At 55.6% G+C, this 26,709-nt stretch carries 22 protein-coding genes and 1 other RNA gene; 10 read left to right on the forward strand and 13 right to left on the reverse strand.

Going from position 1 to position 26,709, the window contains the following annotated elements; translation table 11 throughout:
• Nucleotide 1 precedes the first annotated feature (1 nt).
• Nucleotides 2-583, reverse strand: a complete 582-nt coding sequence (locus FA91_RS14620; protein ID WP_034916790.1) for a YecA family protein — start codon at nt 581-583, stop codon at nt 2-4.
• A 170-nt stretch (nt 584-753) separates the two neighbouring features.
• Here FA91_RS14620 and zapA point away from each other — a divergent pair, with 170 nt between their 5' ends.
• The 4 genes from zapA to FA91_RS14635 all read left to right on the forward strand — a co-directional run bounded on the left by zapA (nt 754) and on the right by FA91_RS14635 (nt 3,189).
• On the forward strand, nt 754-1,083 hold the full coding sequence (gene zapA / locus FA91_RS14625) for a cell division protein ZapA (protein ID WP_034916792.1): 330 nt from the start codon (nt 754-756) through the stop codon (nt 1,081-1,083).
• Nucleotides 1,084-1,125: 42 nt separating this feature from the next.
• Nucleotides 1,126-1,309, forward strand: a non-coding RNA gene (gene ssrS / locus FA91_RS20560) — 6S RNA.
• 236 nt (nt 1,310-1,545) lie between these two features.
• Nucleotides 1,546-2,439 (forward strand): SDR family oxidoreductase, encoded by an 894-nt coding sequence (locus tag FA91_RS14630; RefSeq protein WP_034916794.1) that lies wholly within the window; start codon nt 1,546-1,548, stop codon nt 2,437-2,439.
• 147 nt (nt 2,440-2,586) lie between these two features.
• Entirely contained in the window at nt 2,587-3,189 is a 603-nt protein-coding gene (locus tag FA91_RS14635) for a 5-formyltetrahydrofolate cyclo-ligase (RefSeq protein WP_034916796.1), read from the forward strand.
• Nucleotides 3,190-3,248: 59 nt separating this feature from the next.
• Here the strand turns inward: FA91_RS14635 and serA are convergent, their stop codons facing one another.
• Together serA and rpiA are read right to left on the reverse strand one after the other, a co-directional pair.
• Complete coding sequence (serA, locus tag FA91_RS14640; RefSeq protein ID WP_034916798.1) at nt 3,249-4,484, reverse strand: phosphoglycerate dehydrogenase; 1,236 nt, start codon at nt 4,482-4,484, stop codon at nt 3,249-3,251.
• A gap of 308 nt (nt 4,485-4,792) precedes the next feature.
• Nucleotides 4,793-5,452, reverse strand: coding sequence for a ribose-5-phosphate isomerase RpiA (rpiA, locus tag FA91_RS14645; protein ID WP_034916800.1), 660 nt, complete (start codon nt 5,450-5,452; stop codon nt 4,793-4,795).
• A gap of 205 nt (nt 5,453-5,657) precedes the next feature.
• On the opposite strand from rpiA, the gene FA91_RS14650 reads away from it, so the two are divergent.
• On the forward strand, nt 5,658-6,554 hold the full coding sequence (locus tag FA91_RS14650) for a LysR family transcriptional regulator ArgP (protein ID WP_034916802.1): 897 nt from the start codon (nt 5,658-5,660) through the stop codon (nt 6,552-6,554).
• Between the two features lie 41 nt (nt 6,555-6,595).
• Here FA91_RS14650 and FA91_RS14655 read toward each other — a convergent pair whose 3' ends face one another.
• Nucleotides 6,596-7,321, reverse strand: a complete 726-nt coding sequence (locus tag FA91_RS14655) for an oxidative stress defense protein (protein WP_034916803.1) — start codon at nt 7,319-7,321, stop codon at nt 6,596-6,598.
• Nucleotides 7,322-7,568: 247 nt separating this feature from the next.
• On the opposite strand from FA91_RS14655, the gene FA91_RS14660 reads away from it, so the two are divergent.
• Nucleotides 7,569-8,873 carry an MFS transporter gene (locus FA91_RS14660; RefSeq protein ID WP_051937200.1) on the forward strand — a complete coding sequence of 435 codons (1,305 nt, stop codon included), beginning with the start codon at nt 7,569-7,571 and terminating at the stop codon, nt 8,871-8,873.
• Here the strand turns inward: FA91_RS14660 and FA91_RS14665 are convergent.
• Entirely contained in the window at nt 8,857-9,552 is a 696-nt protein-coding gene (locus FA91_RS14665; protein ID WP_034916804.1) for a hypothetical protein, read from the reverse strand. The genes FA91_RS14660 and FA91_RS14665 overlap by 17 nt on opposite strands.
• Nucleotides 9,553-9,609: 57 nt before the next feature.
• Between FA91_RS14665 and FA91_RS14670 the strand changes: the two genes are divergently transcribed.
• On the forward strand, nt 9,610-11,868 hold the full coding sequence (locus FA91_RS14670) for an FAD-dependent oxidoreductase (protein WP_034916806.1): 2,259 nt from the start codon (nt 9,610-9,612) through the stop codon (nt 11,866-11,868).
• On the opposite strand, the gene argO is transcribed toward FA91_RS14670, so the two are convergent.
• From argO to pgk, 5 genes are all read right to left on the reverse strand, one after another.
• Nucleotides 11,861-12,484: an arginine exporter ArgO gene (argO, locus tag FA91_RS14675; protein WP_034916809.1), complete on the reverse strand. Its 624-nt coding sequence runs from the start codon at nt 12,482-12,484 to the stop codon at nt 11,861-11,863. The two genes, FA91_RS14670 and argO, sit on opposite strands and share 8 nt — an antisense overlap.
• Nucleotides 12,485-12,624: 140 nt before the next feature.
• Entirely contained in the window at nt 12,625-13,530 is a 906-nt protein-coding gene (gene mscS / locus FA91_RS14680) for a small-conductance mechanosensitive channel MscS (RefSeq protein WP_034916810.1), read from the reverse strand.
• 155 nt (nt 13,531-13,685) lie between these two features.
• Nucleotides 13,686-14,822 carry a hypothetical protein gene (locus tag FA91_RS14685; RefSeq protein ID WP_034916811.1) on the reverse strand — a complete coding sequence of 379 codons (1,137 nt, stop codon included), beginning with the start codon at nt 14,820-14,822 and terminating at the stop codon, nt 13,686-13,688.
• Between the two features lie 133 nt (nt 14,823-14,955).
• Nucleotides 14,956-16,035 carry a class II fructose-bisphosphate aldolase gene (gene fbaA, locus FA91_RS14690; protein ID WP_034916812.1) on the reverse strand — a complete coding sequence of 360 codons (1,080 nt, stop codon included), beginning with the start codon at nt 16,033-16,035 and terminating at the stop codon, nt 14,956-14,958.
• Between the two features lie 92 nt (nt 16,036-16,127).
• Nucleotides 16,128-17,288 carry a phosphoglycerate kinase gene (gene pgk, locus FA91_RS14695; RefSeq protein WP_034916814.1) on the reverse strand — a complete coding sequence of 387 codons (1,161 nt, stop codon included), beginning with the start codon at nt 17,286-17,288 and terminating at the stop codon, nt 16,128-16,130.
• Nucleotides 17,289-17,894: 606 nt separating this feature from the next.
• Here pgk and FA91_RS14705 point away from each other — a divergent pair.
• Nucleotides 17,895-18,614 (forward strand): polymer-forming cytoskeletal protein, encoded by a 720-nt coding sequence (locus tag FA91_RS14705; protein WP_034916818.1) that lies wholly within the window; start codon nt 17,895-17,897, stop codon nt 18,612-18,614.
• Nucleotides 18,615-18,666: 52 nt separating this feature from the next.
• Here the strand turns inward: FA91_RS14705 and tkt are convergent, their stop codons facing one another.
• The gene (gene tkt / locus FA91_RS14710) at nt 18,667-20,658 is read right to left on the reverse strand and encodes a transketolase (protein ID WP_034916819.1); all 1,992 of its coding nucleotides are present in this window, start codon (nt 20,656-20,658) and stop codon (nt 18,667-18,669) included.
• A gap of 272 nt (nt 20,659-20,930) precedes the next feature.
• On the opposite strand from tkt, the gene FA91_RS14715 reads away from it, so the two are divergent.
• Entirely contained in the window at nt 20,931-21,683 is a 753-nt protein-coding gene (locus FA91_RS14715; RefSeq protein WP_034916821.1) for a M48 family metallopeptidase, read from the forward strand.
• Between the two features lie 48 nt (nt 21,684-21,731).
• Here FA91_RS14715 and speB read toward each other — a convergent pair whose 3' ends face one another.
• On the reverse strand, nt 21,732-22,655 hold the full coding sequence (gene speB, locus FA91_RS14720) for an agmatinase (protein ID WP_034916823.1): 924 nt from the start codon (nt 22,653-22,655) through the stop codon (nt 21,732-21,734).
• A gap of 38 nt (nt 22,656-22,693) precedes the next feature.
• A complete protein-coding gene (speA, locus tag FA91_RS14725) occupies nt 22,694-24,670 on the reverse strand; it encodes a biosynthetic arginine decarboxylase (protein ID WP_034916825.1) in 1,977 nt (658 codons plus the stop codon).
• Nucleotides 24,671-25,437: 767 nt separating this feature from the next.
• On the opposite strand from speA, the gene metK reads away from it, so the two are divergent.
• Nucleotides 25,438-26,589, forward strand: coding sequence for a methionine adenosyltransferase (gene metK / locus FA91_RS14730; protein ID WP_034919378.1), 1,152 nt, complete (start codon nt 25,438-25,440; stop codon nt 26,587-26,589).
• Nucleotides 26,590-26,709 lie beyond the last annotated feature (120 nt).

Here is a 26,709-nt window from a genome sequence, read left to right on the forward strand (position 1 = left end):
CTTAATGCAGCGTCGGTTTCGTTTCCGGTGCCGTTGGCCCTGGCGTCTGGCGAGTAAAGGTGTCGTGGCACAGCAGCGCCGCCACGCGGACGTACTCGATAACTTCCTCCAGCGACTGTTCCAGCTCGTCCTGATCTTCCTCTTCATCGTAGCCCAGTTGCGCGATGGTTCTCAGGTCATCAATCGCTTCGCCGGTTTCACCGGTAACCTTGTCAAGCTTAGGTTGAGAAAGGCCCAGACCGAGCAGAAAATGATTTACCCAGCCGGCCAGTGCGTCGGCGCGATCGAACACGCTGATGTCGTCGTCGTCCGGCAGATAGAGCTGGAACAGAAAGCCCTCATCTTCCAGCGTGTCATTGATGCCCTGATAGAGCTGTTGCAACGGGCGCGACAGCGACTGCGAGAACGCCATACCGTCGTTGGTAAGATCGTGTACCCGCGTTTGCCAGCTGCTGTCGTTATTGCCGCCGCAAACCATCCCACTGATAAGGCCGTGCATTTCAGCGGGCGTCATGCCGACGCCCTGCTGCGTAAGTGCTGAAGCCAGCGTGTCGTAGCCCGGCATGATGTTTGATAGTGACATACGTTTTGGTCGTCGTTGGCTGGATGAGTTCGTGTTATGCTACCACCAGGTGCCTCAACGATTCCAGAAAGGGGTTGTTTCTTCTGTAAGGCGTGGTTTATAGTGGCGCCCCTCTCAACCCGTTGAGCGGTATAGAGATTAGCGGCGCAGTAATCAGTCAGGATGGTGGCATGTCTGCACAACCCGTAGATATTCAAATTTTTGGCCGGTCTTTAAGAGTAAATTGTCCGCCTGAACAGCAAGATGCGCTGAAGATGGCTGCCGAGGATCTTGATCAGCGGTTGCAAGATTTAAAAGTTCGCACTAGAGTCACGAATACCGAGCAGTTAGTTTTTATCGCTGCACTGAACATCTGTCATGAACTGGCGCAGGAAAAAACAAAAACCCGCGATTACGCCAGCAACATGGAGCAGCGCATCAGAATGCTGCAACAGACCATTGAACAGGCGCTGCTTGAACAGGGTCGTATCACAGAACGTAGCGGTCCGAAGTTCGAATAACACCTTTGCGTCTGCTGTGCTACAGTGACGGTAAGGAAACAAATTTCTCTGAGATGTTTGCAAGCGGGCCAGTCCCCTGAGCCGATATTTCATACCAACAGAGTGTGGCGCTCTGTGACCTGTGTGTATGCCCGGTCCGTCCGGGAAACCTGATGGTTGCGACGGCACATTCACCTTGAACCAAGGGTTCAAGGGTTACAGCCTGCGGCGGCATCTCGGAGATTCCCTTCTTTTTCCCTCCCTCAATACTTCACACGCTCTCTGTAAAGAGTTTTCTCGCCGACCGGGTGGGTAAAACCCTCTCTGTGCTGGCGATATGCCTCCCGTTAAAGAAGCCACCTGAGATCGCTTAGAGACGCCTCGCTTCGCTAAGCTGTTAGTTTTTATACTACGATAACAACACTACTTTTATAATTACCCCGTTGCGGCAGACTACCAGTGACCTTTCACTGGAGACACTTTATGCGCGTATTTCTTACCGGAGCGACCGGTTTTATCGGATCGCACATCCTTCCTGAACTACTGGCCGCCGGACACCAGGTTATTGGTATGACTCGCTCTGACGCAGGGGCGCAATCCCTGAAAGCGGCGGGCGCGGAAGCCTTCTTTGGCACGCTTGAAGATCCAGAAAGCTTACGCGACGCCGCCAGCCGCGCTGATGCCGTTATCCATACGGCATTTGATCACAACTTCGCCCGCTTCGTGGAGAACTGCGAAAAAGACGGGCGGGTAATTGAGGCGCTGGGAGAGGCACTGAAAAACTCAGATCGCCCGCTGATTATTACCTCTGCCGTCGGCATAGGCGATGCCGGACAGGGTCAGCCAGCCACAGAGGATATCTTCAATGCAAACCATCCTAATCCACGTATTATTTCAGAAGCGACAGGCAACAGGCTGCTTGAAGCAGGCGTGAACGTACAGGCGGTTCGTCTGCCGCAGGTGCACAATACGGTTAAACAGGGGCTGATCTCGCCTTTCGTAGAAATGACGCGTGAGAAAGGACGCTCGGCCTGGGTTGGCGAGGGCACTAACTGCTGGTCAGCCGCTCACGTCCTCGATGTGGCGAAACTCTACGCGCTGGTGCTTGAAAAGGGCCAGAAAGGCGCGCGTTATCATGCGGTTGATGAAGAAGGCGTGCCTGCGCGCGATATTGCTGAGGTTGTTGGCGCAGGGCTGGGCGTTCCCGCGGTGTCCCTCTCTCCTGAAGAGGCCCAGCAGCATTTCGGCTGGTTAGCGCGTTTTATGGTCATGGATCTTCGTGCTTCAAGTACCTGGACACGTCAACAGCTTGGCTGGCAGCCCACCGGCCCACGGCTGCTGGACGATCTTCGGGCAATGGATTACCACTCCTCATAACAATATAAATGCTCATCAGGATGCGGTCGTTCTGTACCGGCGCCCGCATCCTGCTGATGAGCGCGTCTTTCAATACCCGGGATTTCACCCGCACCGCGCAATATGGCAGAATCATACGCATCCATTCTCACAAATCAGTGGTGAGCCGTGAATCTGACCCTGTACGACCGACAGGATATCCGCACGCATATTCGCCATTTGCGGCGGGCGCTGACGCCTGAACAGCAACGAATTGCTGCTGAGCGCGCAGCCGGGCGCGCGCTCAGCTTTTCGCCTGTCGGGCAGGCCAGCAGCATTGCGCTGTTTTTGTCTTTTGATGGCGAGCTGAATACGCGACCGCTTATCGAACGGCTCTGGCAGCAAAACAAACGGGTTTATTTACCGGTGCTCCATCCCTTCTCTGCCGGACAGCTGCTGTTTATCCGCTACGAAGCCGACACGCCGCTGTTGCCGAATCGCCTGCGCATTCCTGAACCGAAACTGGATATTCGCCGGATGGCGACGCTTGAGGAGCTGGACGTGATAATGGTGCCGCTGGTCGCGTTTGATGAACAGGGGCAGCGCCTTGGCATGGGCGGTGGTTTTTACGATCGCACGCTGCAAAACTGGCGCCAGCACAACGTGCTACCGGTTGGGCTGGCGCACGACTGCCAGCAGGTAGCGGCGCTGCCTACAGCGGAGTGGGACGTGCCTCTTCCAGCGCTGGTGACGCCATCAAAAATCTGGCAGTGGCCGGGCGAACAGCTCTGACTATTTTTGCGATAAAAAAAGAGCCGCACTGCGGCTCTTTTTTATTCAGCGCGGCGCAATCAGTAAAGCAGGCGGGCGCGAATAGTGCCGGGAATCAACTTCATCAGCTGAAGAGCCGTATTGGCAACCTCATGCGGCGCATCGATATCAATGACAACATAACCCATCTGCGGCGTGGTTTGCAGGTACTGCGCGGCGATGTTGATGCCCTGCTCAGCAAAGATCTTGTTGATAGCGGTCAGCACGCCGGGACGGTTCTCATGGATGTGCAGCAGGCGGCTCTGGTCGCCATGCATCGGCAGGGAAACTTCCGGGAAATTAACGGCGGAGAGCGTCGAGCCGTTGTCGGAGTATTTCGCCAGCTTGCCAGCGACTTCAACACCGATATTCTCCTGTGCCTCCTGCGTCGATCCGCCAATGTGCGGCGTCAGAATAACGTTATCAAATTCGCAAAGCGGCGAATTAAACGGATCGCTGTTGGTGGCAGGCTCTTCCGGGAAAACGTCAATGGCGGCGCCGGAGAGGTGCTTGTCTGCCAGCACCTTGCACAGCGCCGGGATGTCCACAACCGTACCGCGTGAGGCGTTGATCAACATCGCGCCTGGCTTCATCAATGCCAGCTCTTCCGGGCCGATCATATTCTGCGTGGACGGCGTTTCCGGCACGTGCAGGCTCACGATATCGCTCATATTCAACAGATCGGAGAGATGACGAACCTGCGTGGCGTTGCCAAGCGGCAGCTTGTTTTCAATATCGTAAAAGAAAACGTGCATGCCCAGGCTTTCGGCCAGCACGCCAAGCTGCATACCGATATGGCCATAGCCAATAATGCCAAGCTTTTTACCGCGCGCCTCGTAGGAGCCAACGGCCAGTTTGTTCCAGACGCCGCGGTGCGCCTTTGCATTCGCTGCCGGTACGCCACGCAGCATCAGCAGAAGCTCGCCGATAACCAGTTCGGCAACGGATCGGGTATTGGAAAAAGGGGCATTAAACACCGGGATCCCACGCTTGGCTGCCGCGTTAAGATCGACCTGGTTGGTGCCGATGCAGAAGCAGCCCACCGCCACCAGTTTTTCAGCCGCCGCGAAGATCTCTTCGGTTAAATGGGTGCGCGATCGAATGCCGATAAAATGCGCGTCGCGGACGGACGCTTTCAGCGCTTCGCTATCGAGCGCACCCTTGTGGAATTCGATATTGGTATAGCCAGATGCGCGCAGGTTATCGATTGCGCTCTGATGCACGCCCTCAACCAGCAGAAACTTAATCTTGTCTTTCTCCAGTGATACTTTTGCCATTATCCGACCCTATTTAGCAGACTTCAGAAGGAACCAGTCGCTCGTTATGTATTCAGAGCATAAGCCAGTCTTCTGTCAAAATAACAAAATTTACGGCTGCGGCAATACAAACGATTGCGGTTATCACAGTGCGACCGACGAACGCTCCGGCGCAATTCAACAGATAATCATGATGCAGCAGCGGTCATCAGCGGGATCGACGTTCAGCGCAGGTTTATGTGACATAAGTCACTAAATATGGCCTGAAAAATAAATGTCATATTTTCAGATAAAGCGGCGCCGCCGCGCCGCCTTGTAAGATCGTTTTTCTATCGTTCTATCGTTTTTACGCCATCCGGGCTGCCGATCAGCGCAATGTCTGCGCCGCGCGTGGCGAAAAGCCCGACGGTCACGACGCCTGGCAGCGCGTTAATGGCTTTCTCCAGCGCGACGGCGTCCAGGATCGAGAGATTGTGCACATCCAGAATGATGTTGCCGTTATCGGTCACCACCTGTTGCCGGTACTCCGGCAGGCCGCCCAGCTTTACCAGCTCACGCGCGACGAAACTGCGTGCCATAGGGATCACCTCAACCGGCAGCGGAAATTTGCCCAGAACGTCCACCTGTTTAGACGCATCGGCAATGCAGATGAACCTGTCGGCGACGGCGGCAATGATTTTTTCCCGCGTCAGCGCCGCGCCGCCGCCTTTTATCATCTGCATGGCGCCGTTGATCTCGTCGGCGCCGTCAACGTAGATCGCCAGCGAATCCACCTCGTTTAAGTCTAAAACCGGTATGCCCAGTGATTTCAGCTTTTGCGTGGAGGCCTCAGAGCTGGAAACGGCGCCGTTGATCTGATGCCTGATCGAGCCAAGCGCGTCGATAAAGTGCGCAGCGGTCGAACCCGTGCCTACACCAACGATGGTGCCTGGCTGTACGTATTTAAGCGCGGCCCAGCCAACCGCCTTTTTCAGTTCATCCTGCGTCATAATATGTTCAAAATCCGTGCTGTCCTTTGATGCGCGCTAGTATAAAACAAACCCAAACGAAAACGCTGCTTTACTCCGCCCTTTATTAATACTCTGGAAGCCAGCCCACAAAGCGACTGTCGCATAAAGTCGTTGTTACACAGGGCAAAGTGACAAAAATATGGCATAGTGCGAATTCACCACCAGACAGAGAGTTGAACTGACCATGAAACGCCCGGATTATCGAACGCTTCAGGCGCTGGACGCCGTGATCCGCGAGAGAGGCTTTGAACGCGCCGCGCAGAAGCTGTGTATCACCCAATCCGCCGTTTCACAGCGCATTAAGCAGTTGGAAAATATGTTTGGTCAGCCGTTGCTGGTACGCACCGTGCCGCCGAGACCGACGGAACAGGGGCAAAAACTGCTGGCGTTGCTGCATCAGGTTGAACTGCTTGAAGAGGAGTGGCTGGGCGATGAAATAAGCGGCACCACGCCGCTGCTGCTGTCGCTGGCGGTAAACGCCGACAGTCTGGCCACCTGGCTGCTGCCCGCCCTGAAAAACGTCCTGACGGACTCGCCGGTGCGCCTCAACCTTCAGGTAGAAGATGAGAGTCGCACTCAGGAGCGGCTGCGTCGGGGCGAAGTGGTCGGCGCGGTCAGTATTCAACCTCAGCCGCTGCCGAGCTGCCTGGTGGATCGGCTGGGCGCGCTGGACTATCTCTTTGTCGGTTCTAAACCCTTTGCCGAACGCTATTTTCCCAACGGCGTAACCCGTTCTGCCCTGCTGAAAGCGCCTGCCGTCGCCTTCGACCACCTGGATGACATGCACCAGGCGTTTTTACAGCAGAACTTCGATCTGTCGCCGGGCAGCGTTCCCTGCCATATCGTTAATTCGTCGGAAGCCTTTGTTCAGCTTGCTCGGCAGGGCACCACCTGCTGCATGATCCCGCATTTGCAGATTGAGCGCGAACTGGCGGAAGGTGAACTGATCGACCTGACGCCGGGGCTGTTTCAGCGTCGGATGCTGTACTGGCACCGCTTTGCGCCGGAGAGTCGTCTGATGCGTAAAGTGACTGATGCGCTGATTGCGCACGGTCATCGCGTTTTGCGGCAGGATGGATAGCGGGAAAAAGGCCGCCGCGCAGGCGGCCTGAGGCGAATCAGTTACTGATTACGCTGAAGCTCGAATACCACATCAACCTGATCGTCGAAGTGAATGCTCTGCTGCTCATAGGTTTGTGAGGCGGAGGTTGCGGAAACTGCATCTGCCGCTTTAAACATCCGCGCCATTGGCATTGGCTGATAGTTTGCAACGTGATAACGCACGCTGTAAACCGCGCCCAGCTTGGCGTTGAAGCCCTTAGCCAGCTCGCCCGCCTGGTGCGTGGCGTTCTCAATTGCCGCCTGACGCGCCTTATCACGATACTGGTCGGGGTTAGCCACGCCCAGTTCGACAGAGCGGATCTCATTCAGGCCCGACTTCAGCGCGCCGTCCAGCAGCTCATTGAGTTTATCCAGTTGACGCAGCGTCACCTGCACCTGGCGCACGGCGCGATAGCCCTTCAGCACCGATTTACCGTCCTTCAAATAGTCATATTCCGGCTGCGTCCGCAGATTTGCCGCGTTAATATCTTTCTTCTCGATACCATTTTTTTGCAAAAAATCAAAATATTGCGCAACGCGATCGTCTGCCTGTTTTTTGGCTTCCGAGGCATCTTTTGATGATACGCTGACTTCAATAGCGAGGGTGGCGATATCTGGCGTCGCCTCAACGCTTGACTGGCCGGAGGTGACCACGTGTGGGCCATTGGGTAGCTCGTCCGCGAGCGTTGAAAATGGCAGCACGGCGGCGCCAATCATAGCGGCTAAAGCCAGCACTTTTACTTTCACGACTGTCCTCCTCGAAGGAAAAATGATCATTAACGTCTGCGGGAGCAAACGGGGATTACACGACAGATTATCCCACAGCATCGCTGATGATATGAGTTTTTATTCCGTTAAAAGTTCGTCTTGCATCCATTTTTATCGCCACAGCGATCACATTTTTTAGCGATGAAAATGGTACAAAAAAACGGCATATATTTCTATTAAAGAAACAAACGTCGCATTATCCTTTTCTGAAACAGAGATGGTTACTATGACTGAACAACCGCTGACTGCCGCTGCACCCCGCACCGGACGCACCCGCTTTGTGATCCTCAGCCTGGTGTTTATCAACATCATTATTAACTATATGGATCGGACTAATCTTTCGGTGGCCGCGACGGAAATGGCTGGCGAGCTGCGTTTCACACCGATACAAATGGGGCTTATTTTTTCCGCCTTTGGCTGGGTTTATGCGGCGCTGCAAATTCCGGGCGGATTTTTGATTGATAAGCTGGGCGCGCGGTTAGTCTATGGCGTGGGGCTGTTCATCTGGTCGCTGATTACCGCGCTGCACGCGTTAGCCAGCGGCTTTGCCTCGCTGGTGGGGTTACGGCTGGGCGTTGGCGCGTTTGAAGCACCGGTGATGCCCTCCAATAATCGCGTTATTTCCAGCTGGTTTCCGGTTCAGGAGCGCGCCACCGCCATCGGCATCTACTCTTCCGCGCAGTTTGTCGGACTGGCCTGCATGACGCCGCTGCTTTTTCACGTACAGGAAGCCTGGGGCTGGCGCGGGCTCTTTTTGATCACCGGCGTGGCGGGCATGATCTGGGCGGCAGTGTGGTACTGGCTGTATCGTGAGCCGCTGGATCATAAAGGCGTCTCCACCGGCGAGCTGAACTATATTCGCGATGGCGGCGCGCTACTGGAAAGCCGTCAGGAGAGCGCCGCGCGCCATTTCCGCTGGCAGGATCTGGCGCTGATGTTCAGCAACCGTAAGCTTATCGGCATCTATCTGGGACAGTTCACCATTTCCGCCACCTTCTGGTTTTTCCTGACGTGGTTCCCCACCTATCTGGTGGAGTACCGGCATATGAGCTTCATAAAAAGCGGCTACGTCGCCTCGGTGCCTTATCTGGCGGCGTTTTGCGGCGTCCTGCTCGCTGGCTTTGTTTCTGACCGCATGATACGACGCGGCGTATCCGCCAGCATCGCCCGCAAAACGCCGGTGATCCTCGGCATGTTTATGACCCTGTTCATTCTTGGCGCCAACTACACCGATAACCCTGCGTGGATTATCGTTTTTATGTCGCTGGCGTTCTTTGGCAACGGGCTGGCCACCATCACCTGGGTCTTTGTCACCACGCTGGCTCCCCGCCATCTGATTGGCCTGGCGGGCGGCGTGTTCAACTTTACCGGCGCGCTGTCGTCCATCGTGGTGCCGATTGCCATTGGCGCGCTGATCGACGGGCAAAACTTCGCGCCAGCGCTGACCTTTATCGCCTTCCTCGCCGTCGTGGGCATTTGCAGCTATCTCTTCATCGTCGGACGCATTGATAATGTCACAGCTGCACGCTGATCAGCCGCTCCGCCAGCGAAGCCAGTTGCTGACGACGGCGCGCAATTTCTGCGTCGTCAGCGTCATAAATGCGAGCGAAAGCCAGCGCGGCATGGCTGTGGCGCAGCGGCTCGGCAATGGATATCTCACCATCGTCGTGCAGCCATACCAGCTGCCCCTCCGCCCTTTGCCGCGCCAGCAGCGGCGCCATATGCTGCCACTGCTCCCCGGTGAAGCGCAGCCTGAGATCCTCATCGCTCTCTGCCGCCAGCAGCGACATGCCGATAACCGATTCCCAGGCCGGCAGCATATGAAACCCCGCCAGCGCCTGGCTGACCTGTCCACCGGGTTTGGAGTGATAAAGGTAGATCACCTGATCTTCCCAGAGCACGCCCATCGCCACCACAATGTCCTTTGGCGCATGGCTTTCAAGCAGCGGCAGCGCCTGCGAAAAGAGCGAGGAGCCGCGGATCGCCTGCGCCGCAAGGGCATGGATGCCCGGCCCCGGCAGATAGCGCCGCCGTTTATCCTGCATGGTCAATCCTACCGACATCATGGTCATCAACAGACGATTCACCTTAGTGCTGTTCATGCCCATTTTGCGCGCGAGTTCGCGACAGCCAATCGCCTTATTGCTGGACACCAGATATTGCAGACAGCGGATACCGTCGATCAAGCTTTGATTGGGTTGAGATGACATAGCGCGTCCTGTGGTGAAAACGTCAACTTTATCGTGAGTTACTCAGGAAAGAAAATTATGCAGACATTTACCGCCGAATCTTCCCGATCTTTTCCGCATCAGCACCTTCGCGCCCAACTGGTGGTGGCGGGCGGCGGGCTTGCCGGATTGTGCGCTGCGCTGGCAGCCGCCCGCGATGGTCTGGCGGTGGTACTGATTCAGGATCGCCCGGTGCTGGGCGGCAACGCCTCCAGCGAGGTGCGTCTTTGGGCCAACGGCGCCACCTCGCATATGGGCAATAATAACCGCTGGGCGCGGGAAGGCGGCATTATGGGCGAAATCATGGAGGAGAATCTCTTTCGCAACAAAGAGGGCAACCCGGTGCTGTTTGACATGCTGCTGCTGGATATGGCGCAGGCGCAAAGCGGATTAACACTGTTGCTGAATACGGCGGTTTGCTCGCTTGAACATCAGGCGCGGCGCATTGAATCGGTGACCGCGTTCAACGCCATCAACCAGACTCTCTATACCGTTGACGCCGACTACTTTTGCGACGCGACCGGCGACGGCGTGCTGGGCTTCCTGGCCGGAGCCGAGCACCGCGTGGGCGCGGAAGAGGCCGACGAACTGGGGGAAAAAATGGCGCCGGGCGACAGCTTCGGCCACAAACTCGGCCACTCCATTTACTTCTACACTAAAAAAGGCGACAGCCCGATTGATTTTGTTCCGCCCTCTTTCGCCCTGAAAGACATTACCGCTATTCCGCGCTACAGGCGGCTCACCTCGACGCTGAACGGCTGTGACCTGTGGTGGCTCGAATGGGGCGGCCGGCTGGATACGGTTCATGAGAGCGAGGAGATCAAGTGGGAGTTGTGGAAAATTGTCTGGGGCGTGTGGGACTATATTAAGAACTCCGGTGCCTTTCCTGACGCCGCGAACCTTACCATTGAGTGGGTCGGCCTGATCCCCGGCAAGCGGGAAAGCCGTCGCTTTATTGGCGATTACATTCTGCGCCAGCAGGACATCATTGAGCAGCGTGACCACTACGACGCGGTTGCTTATGGCGGCTGGTCAATCGATTTGCATCCGGCCGATGGCGTTTACAGCACCCATGACGGCTGCCGCCAGTTTCACAGCAAAGGCACTTACACCATCCCCTTCCGTTCGCTCTACAGCCGCTCGCTGGATAATCTGCTGCTGACCGGCAGACTGATCTCCGCCTCACACGTGGCCTTCGGCAGCGCCCGCGTAATGTGTACCTGCGGCCTGCTGGGCGAAGTCGCAGGCCGCGCCGCCGCGATCTGTCATCAGCAGCGGTGGACGCCGCAACGGCTGGCGTCGCCGGAAAATATCACCCGGCTTCAACAACATCTGCTCGCCAGCGGCTTTCATATTCCCCGCCAGCGGCTTGACGATCCAACCCGCGGCGCGAGCGTGACTGCCAGCAGCACTTTTGAGCTCACTCAGCTGCCGGCGGACGCAGGCTGGCATGCGCTGGAGGCGCGCTGTGCGCTGCTGCTGCCGCTGAAAGCGGGCGAAACGCTGCCCATGCTGTGGTTTACGCTGCGTGCCGCCTCGCCCCAGCGTATCGGCATCCGGCTAATGACCAGCGAGAAAAGCGCCAATACCACGGCGGATCTGCTGCTGGAAGAGAGTGAAATTACGGTGCATCAGGCGGGGGAATACGCGGTAAATATTCACTACCGCGCAGAGTGCGATCGCTATCTCTTCATCGCCTTTGAGGACAATCCGCAGGTGGAAATGGCGCTCACCCGCCAGCGGCTGCCGGGCGTGATGACCGTTTTTAACAGCGTCAATCACCGCGTGGCAAAGCGCACCCGTCAGACAGCCGATGGCGACTACGGCGTTGACGAGTTTGATTTCTGGCTGCCGCGCAGGCAGCCGCACCAGATTTTGCCCGCGCTGCGATTTGCGAAGCCACTGGCGCTGTGGCACGTCAACTACACGCTGAACGGCTGCGCGCGCCCGGAACAGCATACCAACGGCTGGCTGCCCGCCGCCGCCGATGCGCATCCGCAGCTCCGCTGGCGCTGGGAGAAACCGCAGTCGCCGCGCAGGCTGACGCTGATGTTTGATAACGATTTTGATAATGCGATGGAGAGCGTACAGATGGGTCATGCGCTTGCCGTGACGCCGCACTGCACCACGCATTATCGGCTGTGGGCCGATGATGCTTTGCTGGCAGAGGTGAAGAACAATCGTCATTCGCTGTGCAGCCACGCCGTGCCGTCCGATCTGGCGTTCACTGAACTTCGGCTGGAACTGGTGAAAAGCGCGGGCGGCCTGCCCGCGTTTTATGCGCTTAACCTCAGTTAACAAAAGCCAGCCCCTGGGCCGCCAGCTTCATGGCAATGGCCCACATGACCAGCCCCACCAGCAGGTTAATGATGCGTTGCGCGCTGACGGTTTGCAGACGCGGCGAGAGCCAGGAAGCCAGCAAAGCCAGCCCGAAAAACCACAGCAGAGAAGCGGCGGCGGCGCCCACGGCAAACCAGATGCGCGCCTCTGCGGGAAGCTGCCCGCCAAGGCTGCCCAGCACCATAAAGGTATCGATATAAACGTGCGGGTTCAGCCAGGTAACGGCCATCATGGTGGCGAAAATGCGCCAGCGGCTCTGGCCCATCGCCCCGGCGTTTTCCAGCGCGACAGTGCCACTGAATGCCGTACGGATAGCCCCCCAGCCGTACCACAGCAGAAAAGCCACCCCGCCCCAGGTCACTACAGTCAGCAGCAGCGGTGACTGGCTCAGCAGCGCGCTGCCGCCAAAAACGCCCGCGCCGATCAGCACAATATCGCTCAGCGTGCACAGTCCGGCGGTCATCAGGTGGTAGTGGCGACGAATGCCCTGATTCATCACGAACGCATTTTGCGGCCCCAGCGGGAGAATGAGCGCGGCACCCAGCGCCATGCCCTGAAAAAATATGGAAATCAAAATAAGTCCTCACCCCTTGCATAGTGGGGCGAGTGTAGCGGGAAAGAATTATTAGCTGAAATTCAAAATATTAATCCTTTATCAGTAAAACTGATGATAAAGGATAAAAAAAAGCGGACCGGAGTCCGCCCTGAAAAATATTATTCAGATTTTGGCTGGGTAACAGGCGCCGCCGCCTGGGGATCAGTGGCCTTCTCTTCCGGCACTTCCGTCTGATGAAGATGCACATCCATCTGCGGGTAAGGAATGCCAATGCCGTTGGCGTCGAGCGTGCGCTTGAAGTTTTTCAGCAAATCCCAGTAAACGTCCTGAAGATCGCCCGCCTTGCTCCAGCACCGCACCACAAAATTAAGCGATGACGCGGCCAGTTCGTTCAGGCCGATTTGTATGCCCATATCTTTCAGCACGCGTGGATCCGCATCCACTTCGGCGCGAAGCAGCTTAATGACCTCATCCACATCGGCATCGTACGCCACGCCAACAATGAATTCGTTACGACGCACCGGCTCACGCGAGAAGTTAACGATATTGCCCGCAATGATTTTCCCGTTTGGCACCACCACAATTTTACCGTCGGCCGTTTTCAACGTGGTCGAGAATATCTGTACGTGCTGAACGGTTCCCATCACGCCGATATCAATAAATTCGCCGGTGCGGAACGGCCGGAAGGTCACCAACAGCACGCCCGCCGCCAGGTTAGATAATGATCCCTGAAGCGCCAGACCGACGGCCAGTCCTGCTGCACCCAAGACGGCAATCACCGATGCGGTCTGTACGCCGACGCGGCCCAGCGCGGCGATCAGCGTGAAGGCAATGATGCCATAGCGCACCAGCGCAGAGAGAAAGTCTGCAACCGTGGCATCAATATGACGCGACAGTAAAACCTTATTCAGCGTCGATGATATGACGCGCGCAATCAGCATACCGATGATAATGATGGCGATCGCCGCAACGATATTCACGGCATAGCTCAGTAGCAGCGCCTGGTTGCGCACCAGCCAACCGCCCGCGTTATTGATGCCATCTACCACATGAAGATCTTCCATTAAATTATCCCGTTATCGTTGTAAAAACCGGCCAGAATGAACTGACACACCCTGTTAAAAGGGTAACCAGGAATACGGGAATCTGCCAAATAAGCCTATAAATTAATAATTTGTTACGGAACGGGACAAAAAAAGCGCAGGCCGTCGGGTCAGTTTTACGCCAGCCGCTGCTGTAACTGTTGCGCCATATGCGCTGCTTTACTGAGAGGCGCATCACTCCTGGCTGTCACCCGCTGCGAGGTCTCTTTCACACCCGACGCAAACGCGTTGTCGCTCGTTGGTCTGGTTGCTTTATGCAGGCTGTCGAGCCCCCGATTTAACGTACTGATAGCGAGAGAAACATTGCCGGAAATGTTGTTAACGTAGGAAAAGACCATGCTTTGCATGGCTTCGCGGATTATCCCCTGTAGAGAGGTATTGGGCGCGGATGGCGTTTGCGGGAGCACATGCGGTGTCGTCTTCTGGCTGGCTGGGGTCGGCCGCGCTTCCGCCTTTCCTTTCAGCTTTACAAACTGCGTTTCCCAGTCCTTTTTTGCGAACAGAAACGCCGGGCCGCTCTGGCTGGTACGCTTCTTCATCAGATGACTGGCGCCGGTTGCCAGCCCGATGCCGCCCATGATCGCCACGCCAGCCAACACGCCCTGCGGCGTTTTGCTCATCATCGCCGTTTGACCAAGACGTTTCGCGCCGTTTGCCACCGCGCTCTGAATTTTTGGATTGCTGCTTGCCACGTCAAATGCCGTATGTGCAATATTTTTCGCCGCATCGGCATTATCACGACCTTTTTGCGTCGCCTCGGCCATTACCGGCTCCAGATCTTCGGGCCGCGCCTGAAGGTAAAAGCGGTTCTTCAGCGCCTCGCCCGCACCCTGATGCAGAAGTCCGGCGGTTTTTCCTTCGCCTTTCATCAGTGCTGTTGCGGCAGACGGTTTTTTAAACAAGAGATCAACGGCATGCGGCAGCGCTTTTCTGGCGCTCTCGGCACCTTCTGTTTTTTTGTCGCTTCGGCTCGCCTGCGACAGCGCCGCTTCGATACTCGACGGCGTTTCCCCCATTTCATGCAGCCGTTTCGTCCGGCTCTCAATCATCGCCGTCATCTCTTCACGATTGCCGCCGCTGGTATGCTTTTCATAGAACGTATTGAGTTGATTATGGATCGCCACTTCGTTGTCGCTGCTGTAACCATGCGGCCTTGCCGCGCTCTCCGTAGCGTTGGTATGGCTCTGTTCGACCGCTGCGTGTTGCAGGGCGCGCGCAGAGGGAGAGAGCGCAGGAGGAATAGTTGGGGGCATGTTCACCTCATGACCGGAGCGACAGTAAAGAGAGATGAAAGTGAGTGGCGGCAGGCGGGGAAAAGTTCGTGAAAAACGAAGGTTAAAAAGAAAAGCCCGCACGCGGCGGGCTTTTTTAGGTATGGCGTGTTGCTTACAGCACGTCTACCGCGTTCAGTTCTTTGAACGCCTGTTCCAGGCGCACAATCATTGAAGACTGAGCGGAACGCAGCCATACGCGCGGATCGTAATATTTTTTGTTTGGCTTATCAGCGCCTTCCGGGTTACCCAGCTGCGCCTGAAGATAGCCTTCATTCTTTTTGTAATACTGAAGAATACCGTCCCATGTAGCCCACTGGGTATCGGTGTCGATATTCATTTTGATTACGCCATAGCTGATTGACTCTTCGATCTCGGCGGCAGAAGAGCCAGAACCGCCGTGGAACACAAAGTTCAGCGCGTTGTGCGGCAGATTGTGTTTCTTCGTCACGTATTCCTGAGAATCGCGCAGAATGGTTGGCGTCAGTTTGACGTTACCGGGTTTGTAAACGCCGTGCACGTTACCGAATGACGCCGCGATAGTGAAACGAGGGCTGATCGCGTTCAGTTTTTCGTATGCGTAATCAACGTCTTCTGGCTGAGTGTAAAGGGCAGACGCATCCATATGGCTGTTATCCACGCCATCTTCTTCGCCGCCGGTGCAGCCCAGTTCAATTTCCAGCGTCATGTCGATTTTCGCCATGCGCGCCAGATATTTGCTGCTGATTTCGATATTCTCTTCCAGCGACTCTTCAGACAGGTCGATCATGTGTGAAGAGAAAAGCGGCTTGCCGGTTTTCTTGAAATGTTCTTCGCCCGCGTCCAGCAGACCGTCGATCCACGGCAGCAGTTTTTTCGCGCAGTGGTCAGTGTGCAGAATAACCGGCACGCCGTAATGTTCTGCCATCTGGTGAACGTGATGCGCGCCAGAGATGGCGCCCAGGATTGCCGCCGCCTGTGGCTTATCTGATTTAATGCCTTTACCGGCGATGAACGCTGCGCCGCCGTTAGAGAACTGAACGATGATCGGCGCTTTAACTTTTGCAGCGGTTTCCAGTGCGGCATTGATAGAGTCGGTGCCCACGCAGTTTACGGCGGGCAGAGCAAATTTGTTCTCTTTCGCTACCTGGAAAATTTTCTGTACGTCGTCACCGGTGACAACGCCTGGTTTTACGAAATCAAAAATTTTAGACATGTTTGTTGTCCTGTTTCGTCGGTCATATTAAGAGATTTAGCGCCTGTCATGCAGGCAAATTACCTTGCGGGAGCGCGGCTCCCGCCGAAAGCTTACTGTTTTGCACGCTCTTCGAGCATAGCAACGGCTGGCAGTTTTTTGCCTTCCACAAACTCAAGGAAAGCGCCGCCGCCGGTAGAGATGTAGGAAATTTTATCTTCAATACCGAACAGATCGATGGCAGCCAGCGTATCACCGCCGCCCGCGATAGAAAACGCATCGCTCTCTGCAATGGCTTTTGCAACAATTTCAGTGCCTTTGCGGAAGTTAGGGAATTCGAACACGCCTACCGGGCCGTTCCACAGAATAGTTTTGGCTTCTTTCAACAACTTAGCCATAGCCTGCGCGGTTTCGTCGCCGAAATCCATGATCTCTTCATCATCGTTTACGTCAGAGACTTTCTTCACCGTGGCGGGTGCAGTTTCAGAGAATTCCGTGCCTACGCGGGAGTCAGTTGGGACAGGAATTTTGAACTCGTCGCGCAGTTTTTTCGCTGCATCGACAAAATCAGGCTCATACAGGGATTTGCCGACGTTGTTATCGATTGCCACGAAGGTGTTGGCAATGCCGCCGCCGACAATCACGGTATCGGCGATTTTTACCAGCGAGCTCAGCACGTCGAATTTGGTGGAAACTTTAGAACCGCCCACCACGGCAACCATAGGACGCGCCGGGCTTTTCAGCGCTTTACCGAGGGCTTCAAGTTCATCAGCCAGCAGCGGGCCTGCACAGGCAACGGGGGCGAATTTACCAACGCCGTGCGTGGAAGCCTGCGCGCGGTGCGCGGTACCGAAAGCATCCATGACGAAAACATCGCACAGGGCGGCGTATTTTTTCGACAGTGCTTCATCATCTTTCTTCTCGCCTTTGTTAAAGCGAACGTTTTCCAGTACCACCAGCTCGCCTGCGGCAACGTCAACGCCGTCAAGGTAGTCTTTAGCCAGACGAACAGGAGAAGAAATTTTATCTTTCAGGTAGTTAACAACCGGCAGCAGCGAGAATTCTTCGTTATATTCACCTTCGGTCGGACGACCAAGGTGAGACGTCACCATTACCTTCGCACCCTGCTTCAGGGCCGCTTCAATGGTCGGCAATGAGGCGCGGATACGGGCATCGGAAGTGACTTTGCCTTCTTTAACCGGAACGTTCAGATCGGAGCGAATTAATACGCGCTTCCCAGCAAGATCCAGATCGGTCATTTTAATTACAGACATGGTGAATCCTCTCGTTGATTCTCATAGTGTTGACAGGCGCAAACCGCGCCCTGACTGAAATCGCCCGGGGCCAGACCAGCAAAGCCCCATGGGTTATCGCGCCACGCCAGCTTCTCAACCGCTGCCGACTACTGACCCGCATGCCTGGGGATCGTGGCTGAATTTACTGAAGACTGATGATAATTCCATGCGATCAACTATACCACGAAATGCGTATTTTGACGCGTTCGCGGCGGCAAGCCTGGTCAGCAGCATGGTATGCATTAAGGTTGCCGACACCTACTGAAACGGTTCAGCCAGAATAATAGAAGCATGGAATAATAGGAATGAGACAGATCAATCGCCGTTGTGTTTTTTCGACAGAGATCACATTCAGAAGAAGGCGCGCTGAAAACATTCCAGATGCCACGGACATCGTAGTATGGTAACTACAGCGTTAATTTTCCTGATGAATTATTCGGGAAAATAAATGAAAGGTAATTTTAAGTTAGTGTTCCAGGGAAGGAGCATCAAACGGCACTGTCATCGCATGCCGTTCTGGCGCATCGGGAATCGCGCTTCTTCAGCCCCTCCCTTTCCTCTCTGGTAATGAACAGAAACGGAAATATGAACTTCAATCTGCTGTGGTACGTCTGGGCGATCTGGGCTTTTGCTCTGATTGTTTATGCCATCGGCTGGGAAAACCTGCTATCGGTGTGGCGACATCGCACGCTGACAACGGTAACTTTCCTGGCGATAGCGACGTCCCTGCTGGTCGGTAAAACAGCACTTAACAAGGGAATGATTATGTTCAAACGTAAAGAAACGATACTCACATCGGGCGGCGAGCCGCTTCCTTCCACCGCCATTCAGGAGAGCGAGCCCGTTGACGAAGGCGTGGGCAGCGTCACGGTTTCCAGCAGCATCGCCCCTGCGATGGATACGACCACTATCCCCGATACCTGCCTGATCGCCGGCGATATCAGCGCCGCGGGCGATATTAAAGTTAACGGCACCATCGAAGGCAAAATCTTCTCCGATAAAACGGTCTTCGTGATGAAAAACGGCCGGGTTGAGGGCGAAATTTACGCGCACCGCGTTGAGATCAGCGGCACGCTGAAAGGCACCTGCCGCAGCCGTGAAATGGCCATTAACGCCGAAGGATTTATGGAGGGCATTATCGAATGTGAATCGCTGTCGGTGAACCAGAGCGGACGTTTCTATGGCACGTCAAAACCCTGGAAGGAAGAGGAACGCCCCGCGGCGGAGCACGCGCTGAAAAAGCGCGTTGAGCCGTTACGCGCGACGACCGATATCTCTCTTTCTGAAAATCTGCTGAATTTTTAGCGAAGGATGTGGCAAGAAAAGGGTTCGCCTGCGGCAGGCGAACCCTTAGCGGTTACATCACCGATTTTGCCGTTGCCACCACGTTGTCCACGGTGAAGCCAAACAGCTCAAACAGCTTGTCCGCAGGCGCAGATTCGCCAAAGGTGGTCATGCCCACTACCGCGCCGTGCAGGCCAGTATATTTCAGCCAGTAATCCGCAATGCCTGCTTCAATCGCCACGCGCGCCGCCACGGCTTTCGGCAAGACCGCTTCACGATAGGCCGCATCCTGCCTGTCAAACACGTCTGTCGAAGGCATGGATACCACGCGCACCCGGCGACCTTCTGCCGTCAGCCTGTCATAAGCGCTGACGGCCAGTTCAACTTCCGAACCGGTGGCAATAAGGATCAGCTCAGGCTGCCCTGCACACGCTTTCAGCACGTAGCCGCCCCGCGCGATGTCAGCCAGTTGCGCGGCATCACGCGTCTGCTGCGCCAGGTTCTGACGGGAGAAAATCAGTGCGGTCGGCCCGTCCTGGCGCTCAATAGCGTGTTTCCACGCCACTGCTGACTCAACCTGATCGCACGGACGCCACAGGCTCATATTTGGCGTCAGGCGCAGGCTGGCTATCTGTTCAACCGGCTGGTGGGTTGGACCATCTTCGCCAAGTCCGATGGAATCGTGGGTGTAAACCATCACCTGGCGAATTTTCATCAGCGCCGCCATACGGGCAGCGTTGCGCGCGTACTCGACAAACATCAGGAAGGTGGCGGTGTAAGGCAGGAAACCGCCGTGCAGCGCGATGCCGTTAGCGATAGCCGTCATGCCAAATTCACGCACGCCGTAATGGATATAGTTGCCCGCAGCGTTTTCATTGATCGGCTGAGAGCCTGACCACATGGTAAGGTTGCTGGGGGCGAGGTCGGCAGAACCGCCCAGGTATTCCGGCAGCAGTTTACCGAAAGCGTCCAGCGCGTTTTGAGACGCTTTACGGCTGGCGATGTTTGCCGGAGTGGCCTGAAGGTGGTCGATAAATTTCTGTGATTCACTGTGCCAGTTTTCCGGCAGTTCGCCGCGCATGCGACGCTGGAACTCAGCAGCCAGCTCAGGGTGCGCCTGGGCGAACGCGTTAAATTTCGCGTTCCAGGCCGCCTCTTTCGCCTGTCCGACCTCTTTCGCATCCCATTCGGCATAGATTTCAGAGGGGATGTCGAACGGGGCGTGTTGCCAGCCGAGCTGTTTGCGCGTCAGTGCGATTTCATCATTGCCCAGCGGCGCGCCGTGCGAATCATGCGTGCCCGCTTTGTTTGGCGAACCGAAACCGATAACGGTTTTGCACATCAGCAGCGACGGCTTGTCACTGACCGCTTTCGCCTCTTCAATCGCTTTTTTAATGGCGGCGGCGTCGTGGCCGTCAACGCCGCGCACCACGTGCCAGCCATAGGATTCAAAGCGTTTTGCGGTATCGTCGGTGAACCAGCCTTCTATGTGACCGTCAATGGAGATACCGTTGTCATCGTAAAATGCGATCAGCTTGCCCAGCTTCAGCGTTCCCGCCAGCGAGCACACTTCATGCGAAATGCCCTCCATCATGCAGCCATCGCCAAGAAACACCCATGAGTAGTGATCGACGATTTCATGGCCCGGACGGTTAAACTGCGCCGCCAGGGTGCGCTCTGCAATCGCCATGCCCACCGCATTGGCGATACCCTGGCCCAGCGGCCCGGTGGTGGTTTCCACGCCAGCGGTATAGCCGTACTCAGGGTGACCCGGCGTTTTAGAGTGAAGCTGACGGAAATTTTTCAGTTCGTCGATGGGCAGATCGTAACCCGTGAGATGCAGCAGGCTGTAAATCAGCATCGAGCCGTGGCCGTTCGAGAGGGTGAAACGATCGCGGTTGGCCCAGTTTGGGTTGGTCGGGTTATGGCTGAGATAGTCGCGCCAGAGAACTTCAGCGATATCCGCCATGCCCATTGGGGCGCCAGGATGGCCGGAATTGGCCTTTTGAACCGCATCCATACTTAACGCGCGAACAGCATTGGCAAGCACTTTACGAGAAGACATGTTCTACTCCGGTAGGATTAAACGCTTCGCCGTCCTTAACCTCTTTTAATCAATGAGTTATCAGGCAAAGTTGAAAAAGTCGGCACTCAATGTACATGAAATGCGTGGCGGCTGTACATGACATAGCATGGAAAAGTGAGGGAAAAAACTTGCGCTTTAAGAGCGTTGCGCTATGCATTGGCGCTGAAGGCGGCTATAAAGATTTTGCCTGAACCACTTTTCTCTGATGCTTTATCAGCGAATTTCCCCTTGTTACTTAATGGATGAATGACATGAAGATACGTATCTCACTGCTGGCGGTGGCATTAGCCAGCGCGCTTTCTGGCTGCGCGAATCTCGACAGCAACACGCTGATGCAGTCTGGCGCTCAGGCCTGGCAGGCTGCGACGCTGAGCGATGCGCAGGTGAAAGAACTTAGCGTGAAGTCCTGCGAACAGATGGACAGCGAGGCGAAGATTGCGCCAGCGGACAGCGAATACACGCAGCGGCTTAACAAAATCGCCGCCGCTCTGGGCGACAACATCAACGGCACGCCAGCGAATTATAAGGTCTACCTGACTAAAGACGTAAATGCCTGGGCAATGGCAAACGGCTGCATCCGCGTGTACAGCGGCCTGATGGATATGATGACCGATAACGAAGTAGAGGGCGTGCTGGGCCACGAAATGGGGCACGTTGCGCTGGGACACACGCGCAAAGCGATGCAGCTTGCTTACAGCACCACCGCTGCGCGTACTGCCGTTGCGTCCGTTGGCGGCGTTGCCGCATCGCTGTCGCAGTCTCAGTTGGGCGATCTTGGCGAGAAACTGGTTAATGCCCAGTTCTCACAAACGCAGGAGTCGCAGGCGGATGACTACTCGTTCGATCTGCTGAAAAAACGCGGCGTTAATCCGCAGGGGCTGGTCACCAGTTTTGAAAAACTGGCGAAGCTGGAAGGCAGCCATCAGAGCAGCATGTTCGACTCGCATCCCTCTTCCGAATCGCGCGCCGCACACATTAAAGCGCGCATCGCTGCCGGGAAATAAGCCATAAAAAAGCCGGGCGCGATGGCCCGGCTTATTCATTGCGGTAAGCTATTCGCCTTTGTTAACGGCCTGAACGTGCAGCATATCCAGCGCCAGCGTGGCCGCCGCCAGCGACGTCAGATCGGACTGATCGTAACCCGGCGCCACTTCCACCAGATCCATCCCCACGATATTCAGCCCTTGCAGGCCGCGCACCAGTTTGGTGGCTTTGTCCGTGGTCAGGCCGCCAATCACCGGCGTGCCGGTGCCCGGCGCATGTGCAGGATCGAGGCAGTCGATGTCAAAGGTCAGATACACCGGCATATCGCCCACGATCTGCTTCACCTGGCTGAGAATGTCATCCACGCTGCGATCGTTGATCTGCGCTGCATCCAGCACGTTAAAGCCTAACGACGCGTCAAACTCGGTACGAATACCAATCTGTACCGAGCGTGTCGGGTCAATAAGTCCTTCCTTCGGCGCATGATGGAACATGGTGCCGTGGTCGAACGTTGGGCCGTTAGAGTAGGTGTCGGTGTGCGCATCGAAATGCACCAGCGCCATTTTGCCAAAATATTTCGCATGGGCGCGCAGCAGCGGCAGCGTCACATAGTGATCGCCGCCGAAGGTGAGCATGCGCTTACCGTTTGCCAGCAGTTTCTCTGCATGCGCCTGTAGCTTATCAGTCAGATCCTGCGAATCACCGAAAGCGTAAACCAGATCGCCGCAGTCAATCACCTTGAGGCGCTGACGCAGATCGAAGTTCCACGGCCAGCGGCAGCCTTCCCAGGCGAGGTTGGTTGAGATTTGACGGATCGCGCCCGGCCCCAAACGGCTTCCCGGACGGCCGGACGTTGCGGCATCAAAAGGTACGCCGGTGATCACCCACTCCGCGTCGCTGTCGTACGGTTTAAAATTAACCGGAAAACGCATAAAACCAAATGCGTTAGAAACCAGAGAGTTATCGTACTGGTTATCCAGGGTGTTATACATGCCACATCCTCTTATACTATTAAGCAAGTCGCTGACGACTACTCGTCTTCCAAATAGGTATAACCGTAAAGGCCCGCCTCAAACTCTTGCAGGAACTGCGCGCGAAGGTCTTCGTCAAGATCGGTCTCTTTGATCTGATTGCGGAAATGCGTCAGCAGCTCCTGCGGATCGAGCTGCACGTACTCCAGCATGTCCGCCACGGTATCGCCTTCATCGGAAAGCTGCACTTCCACGCTGCCGTCAGGAAACGCAAAGACGTCCACGGCTTCAGTGTCACCGAACAGGTTATGCATGTTGCCGAGGATCTCCTGATACGCGCCCACCATGAAGAAGCCCAGCATCGGCGGATTATCAATATCGTACTGCGGCATCGGCATGGTGGTGGCGATACCGTCGCCGTCAACATAGTGATCGATGGTGCCATCCGAGTCACAGGTGATATCCAGCAGCACCGCGCGGCGCTCAGGCGGCTTGTCCAGCCCTTCCAGCGGCAGCACCGGGAACAGCTGATCGATCCCCCACGCGTCCGGCATTGACTGGAACAGCGAGAAGTTAACGTAAATTTTGTCCGCCATCCGCTCCTGCAATTCGTCAATAATTGGACGGTGCGCGCGGTTGCTCGGATCAAGATGCTGTTGAATGTAGTGACAAATGCTCAGATAGAGCTGTTCCGCCCATGCGCGCTGGGTAAGATCGTACGTGCCCTGCGAGTAACCCGTATGGATGTCGAACAGATCCATCTGGCTGTCATGCAGCCATTCGCGCAGCGAGCGGCGGGTATCAGGCTGATGCATCTCCTGCCAGGTATCCCACATGCTGACAATCGGGCGCGGTGAATCATCCAACGGCGCCTGCGGCTCACTGAACTCATTACGCTCAACGCCGATGATATTGGAAACCAGCACGGTATGGTGCGCCGTTACCGCGCGGCCGGATTCGGTGATCACCGTTGGATGCGGCAGATTGTGCTCATCACAGGCGTCACCAATAGCCCAAATCACGTTATTGGCATACTCATTCAGGCCATAGTTTACCGAGCAGTCGGACTGCGAGCGGGTACCTTCATAGTCCACGCCCAGACCGCCGCCGACGTCGAAACACTGAATATTCACGCCCAGCCTGGCCAGTTCAACGTAAAAGCGCGCCGATTCACGCACGCCGGTAGCGATATCACGAATGTTAGACATCTGCGAGCCAAGGTGGAAATGCAGCAGTTGCAGGCTGTCGAGACGACCGGCTTCACGCATGATCTCAACCAGTTTGAGTACCTGCGTGGCAGACAGGCCGAACTTCGATTTCTCGCCGCCGCTCGACTGCCATTTGCCGGAGCCCTGTGACGCGAGACGTGCGCGGATACCCAAACGAGGCACCACGTTCAGCCGCTCGGCCTCTTCCAGCGCCAGCTTCACCTCGGTCATTTTTTCCAGCACCAGATAGACTTTGTGGCCCATCTTTTCCCCGGTCAGCGCCAGGCGAATGTACTCGCGATCTTTATAGCCGTTACAGACAATGACCGAACGTGTCATGCCCGCATGCGCCAGCACCGCCATCAATTCGGCTTTTGAACCCGCCTCCAGCCCCAGCGGTTCGCCAGAGTTGATCAGGGATTCAATCACGCGTTTGTGCTGGTTGACTTTGATCGGATAGACCAGGAAGTAGTCGCCGCGATAGCCGTAGGATTCACGCGCGCGACGGAAAGCGGCATTTATCGAACGCAGGCGATGTTGCAGAATTTGAGGGAAGCAAAACAGTGCGGGCAGGCGCTGACCGTCAGCCTCTCGCTCTTTTACCAGCTTCGCCAGGTCAACGCGCGCTTCGGGCACGTCAGGATCGGGACACACGCTGATATGCCCGAGTTCATTCACGTCGTAATAGTTATTACCCCACCAGGCAATATTATAGGTGCGCAGCATTTTGCTGGCATCTTGATCGCTCATGGCCACCTCCTGCATTGAGCGGAGTACACCCTGTTCGCCTGCTGACGAACCTTTGATTGTTTTGATGTCGTCAGACATTGCGAGCCTCAAATTTTAACAATACGGAACAGTCGCCTACTATCGCAGGGATAACCCGCAACAACAACCCATCAAACAGCGCGGAATCCAGCACAAAACGCTGAGATTTCACGCTACTCAGTAACTGAAGTATAACATTAATCATGCTGCGGACTCCGTAACGGGCCAGCCGGTTCAAGCACACCAGCGAGAGCGCTTGCAGAAAGTTAATCTGTCGTCGTGTCGGAATGATGACCGGCGCGGTAACAACAGCCGTGGCGCGCGCGGACAGAGTGAGAACAGGGAGAGAAATGCCTCGCGTCAGAATGACGCAGGAAAATGGCAGTCAGCATTACGGTTATCACCTCCCCATGTGCGGATGCACCTGAATATTATAAGCCTGCGTGTAACCGCTTCGGCTGACGCGCTCGCTCTGCCCTGTCAATGCAAGGTTAAAAGCAGCGGCGTTTTATACAGCCGCAGGCGTTTAAATGCAAAATTTAAATGTGCGGAATTCGATGCCTGTCAGGAATTTATTCCACTTCCGTGTACAGGCAAATATTTCTCTCAAGAAAAAAGGCTGGCAATCCGATAAATGAGTAACCTAAAATAGCCGTCCAGATGTTAATCCATCTATATCGGTTAACTTCCAAGCGTCTCAAAGCTTAAGAACTGCTCATGGCTTTGCCTGAGGGGGCGCTGAGAAAAGGCCGCTTCAATACTGACTGGCCTCAGTCTTTAGCGCTATGCAGTCGATTTCAACCCGTATTTTTAAGGTAAAGAATAAAATGGCTAAACACCTTTTTACGTCCGAGTCCGTCTCAGAAGGACATCCCGATAAAATCGCCGATCAGATCTCTGATGCCGTGCTTGATGCCATCCTTGAGCAGGATCCAAAGGCGCGCGTGGCTTGTGAAACCTATGTGAAAACCGGCATGGTGCTGGTTGGTGGCGAAATCACCACGTCTGCCTGGGTCGATATTGAAGAGATTACCCGTCAGACCATTCGCGACATTGGCTATGTCCATTCCGATATGGGCTTTGACGCCAACTCCTGCGCCGTACTGAGCGCTATCGGCAAGCAGTCGCCGGACATCAACCAGGGCGTTGACCGTGCCGATCCGCTGGAACAAGGCGCGGGCGACCAGGGTCTGATGTTTGGTTATGCCACTAACGAAACCGATGTGCTAATGCCTGCGCCGGTGACTTACGCGCATCGTCTGGTGCACCGTCAGTCTGAAGTGCGTAAAAATGGTTCACTGCCGTGGCTGCGCCCGGATGCGAAAAGCCAGATCACCTTCCAGTACGATGCCGGTAAAATCGTTGGGATTGATGCCGTGGTGCTTTCCACTCAGCACTCTGAAGAGATTTCGCAGAAAGATCTTCAGGAAGCGGTGATGGAAGAGATCATTAAACCAGTGCTGCCGGGCGAATGGATCAACGCCTCCACCAAATACCACATCAACCCAACCGGTCGCTTTGTGATTGGCGGCCCGATGGGCGACTGCGGCCTGACCGGTCGTAAAATTATCGTCGATACCTACGGCGGTATGGCTCGTCACGGCGGCGGCGCGTTCTCTGGTAAGGATCCGTCCAAGGTTGACCGCTCGGCTGCATACGCCGCGCGCTACGTGGCCAAAAATATCGTGGCCGCTGGCCTGGCTGACCGCTGTGAGATTCAGGTTTCTTACGCTATTGGTGTGGCAGAACCGACGTCCATCATGGTGGAAACGTTCGGCACCGAGAAGATCCCAACCGAGCAGTTAACGCTGCTGGTGCGCGAGTTTTTCGACCTGCGCCCATACGGTCTGATTCAGATGCTGGATCTGCTGCATCCGATCTACCGTGAAACGGCGGCCTATGGCCACTTTGGCCGCGAACATTTCCCATGGGAAAAAACCGACAAAGCCGCACAGCTTCGTGATGCTGCCGGTTTGTAATTTTTGCGGAACATGGTAGTTAAGGGCGCCTTCGGGCGCCTTTTTTATTGCGCTCGTCTGGCGCTTTATCCGCCGCTGTCTACACTCTTCAGGCTCAATCAGCAGTTATTGTTAACGGTT

It is taken from the genome of Erwinia sp. 9145, from assembly GCF_000745075.1.
Classification (GTDB): Bacteria; Pseudomonadota; Gammaproteobacteria; order Enterobacterales; family Enterobacteriaceae; genus Erwinia; species Erwinia oleae.

Excerpts from the sequence above, each read along its gene's own strand:
- FA91_RS14620 (WP_034916790.1), bottom strand. The coding sequence starts at position 583 with ATGTCACTATCAAACATCATGCCGGGCTACGACACGCTGGCTTCAGCA.
- zapA (WP_034916792.1), top strand. The coding sequence starts at position 754 with ATGTCTGCACAACCCGTAGATATTCAAATTTTTGGCCGGTCTTTAAGA.
- FA91_RS14630 (WP_034916794.1), top strand. The coding sequence starts at position 1,546 with ATGCGCGTATTTCTTACCGGAGCGACCGGTTTTATCGGATCGCACATC.
- serA (WP_034916798.1), bottom strand. The coding sequence starts at position 4,484 with ATGGCAAAAGTATCACTGGAGAAAGACAAGATTAAGTTTCTGCTGGTT.
- rpiA (WP_034916800.1), bottom strand. The coding sequence starts at position 5,452 with ATGACGCAGGATGAACTGAAAAAGGCGGTTGGCTGGGCCGCGCTTAAA.
- FA91_RS14650 (WP_034916802.1), top strand. The coding sequence starts at position 5,658 with ATGAAACGCCCGGATTATCGAACGCTTCAGGCGCTGGACGCCGTGATC.
- FA91_RS14660 (WP_051937200.1), top strand. The coding sequence starts at position 7,569 with ATGACTGAACAACCGCTGACTGCCGCTGCACCCCGCACCGGACGCACC.
- FA91_RS14665 (WP_034916804.1), bottom strand. The coding sequence starts at position 9,552 with ATGTCATCTCAACCCAATCAAAGCTTGATCGACGGTATCCGCTGTCTG.
- FA91_RS14670 (WP_034916806.1), top strand. The coding sequence starts at position 9,610 with ATGCAGACATTTACCGCCGAATCTTCCCGATCTTTTCCGCATCAGCAC.
- mscS (WP_034916810.1), bottom strand. The coding sequence starts at position 13,530 with ATGGAAGATCTTCATGTGGTAGATGGCATCAATAACGCGGGCGGTTGG.
- FA91_RS14685 (WP_034916811.1), bottom strand. The coding sequence starts at position 14,822 with ATGCCCCCAACTATTCCTCCTGCGCTCTCTCCCTCTGCGCGCGCCCTG.
- fbaA (WP_034916812.1), bottom strand. The coding sequence starts at position 16,035 with ATGTCTAAAATTTTTGATTTCGTAAAACCAGGCGTTGTCACCGGTGAC.
- pgk (WP_034916814.1), bottom strand. The coding sequence starts at position 17,288 with ATGTCTGTAATTAAAATGACCGATCTGGATCTTGCTGGGAAGCGCGTA.
- FA91_RS14705 (WP_034916818.1), top strand. The coding sequence starts at position 17,895 with ATGAACTTCAATCTGCTGTGGTACGTCTGGGCGATCTGGGCTTTTGCT.
- tkt (WP_034916819.1), bottom strand. The coding sequence starts at position 20,658 with ATGTCTTCTCGTAAAGTGCTTGCCAATGCTGTTCGCGCGTTAAGTATG.
- FA91_RS14715 (WP_034916821.1), top strand. The coding sequence starts at position 20,931 with ATGAAGATACGTATCTCACTGCTGGCGGTGGCATTAGCCAGCGCGCTT.
- speB (WP_034916823.1), bottom strand. The coding sequence starts at position 22,655 with ATGTATAACACCCTGGATAACCAGTACGATAACTCTCTGGTTTCTAAC.
- speA (WP_034916825.1), bottom strand. The coding sequence starts at position 24,670 with ATGTCTGACGACATCAAAACAATCAAAGGTTCGTCAGCAGGCGAACAG.
- metK (WP_034919378.1), top strand. The coding sequence starts at position 25,438 with ATGGCTAAACACCTTTTTACGTCCGAGTCCGTCTCAGAAGGACATCCC.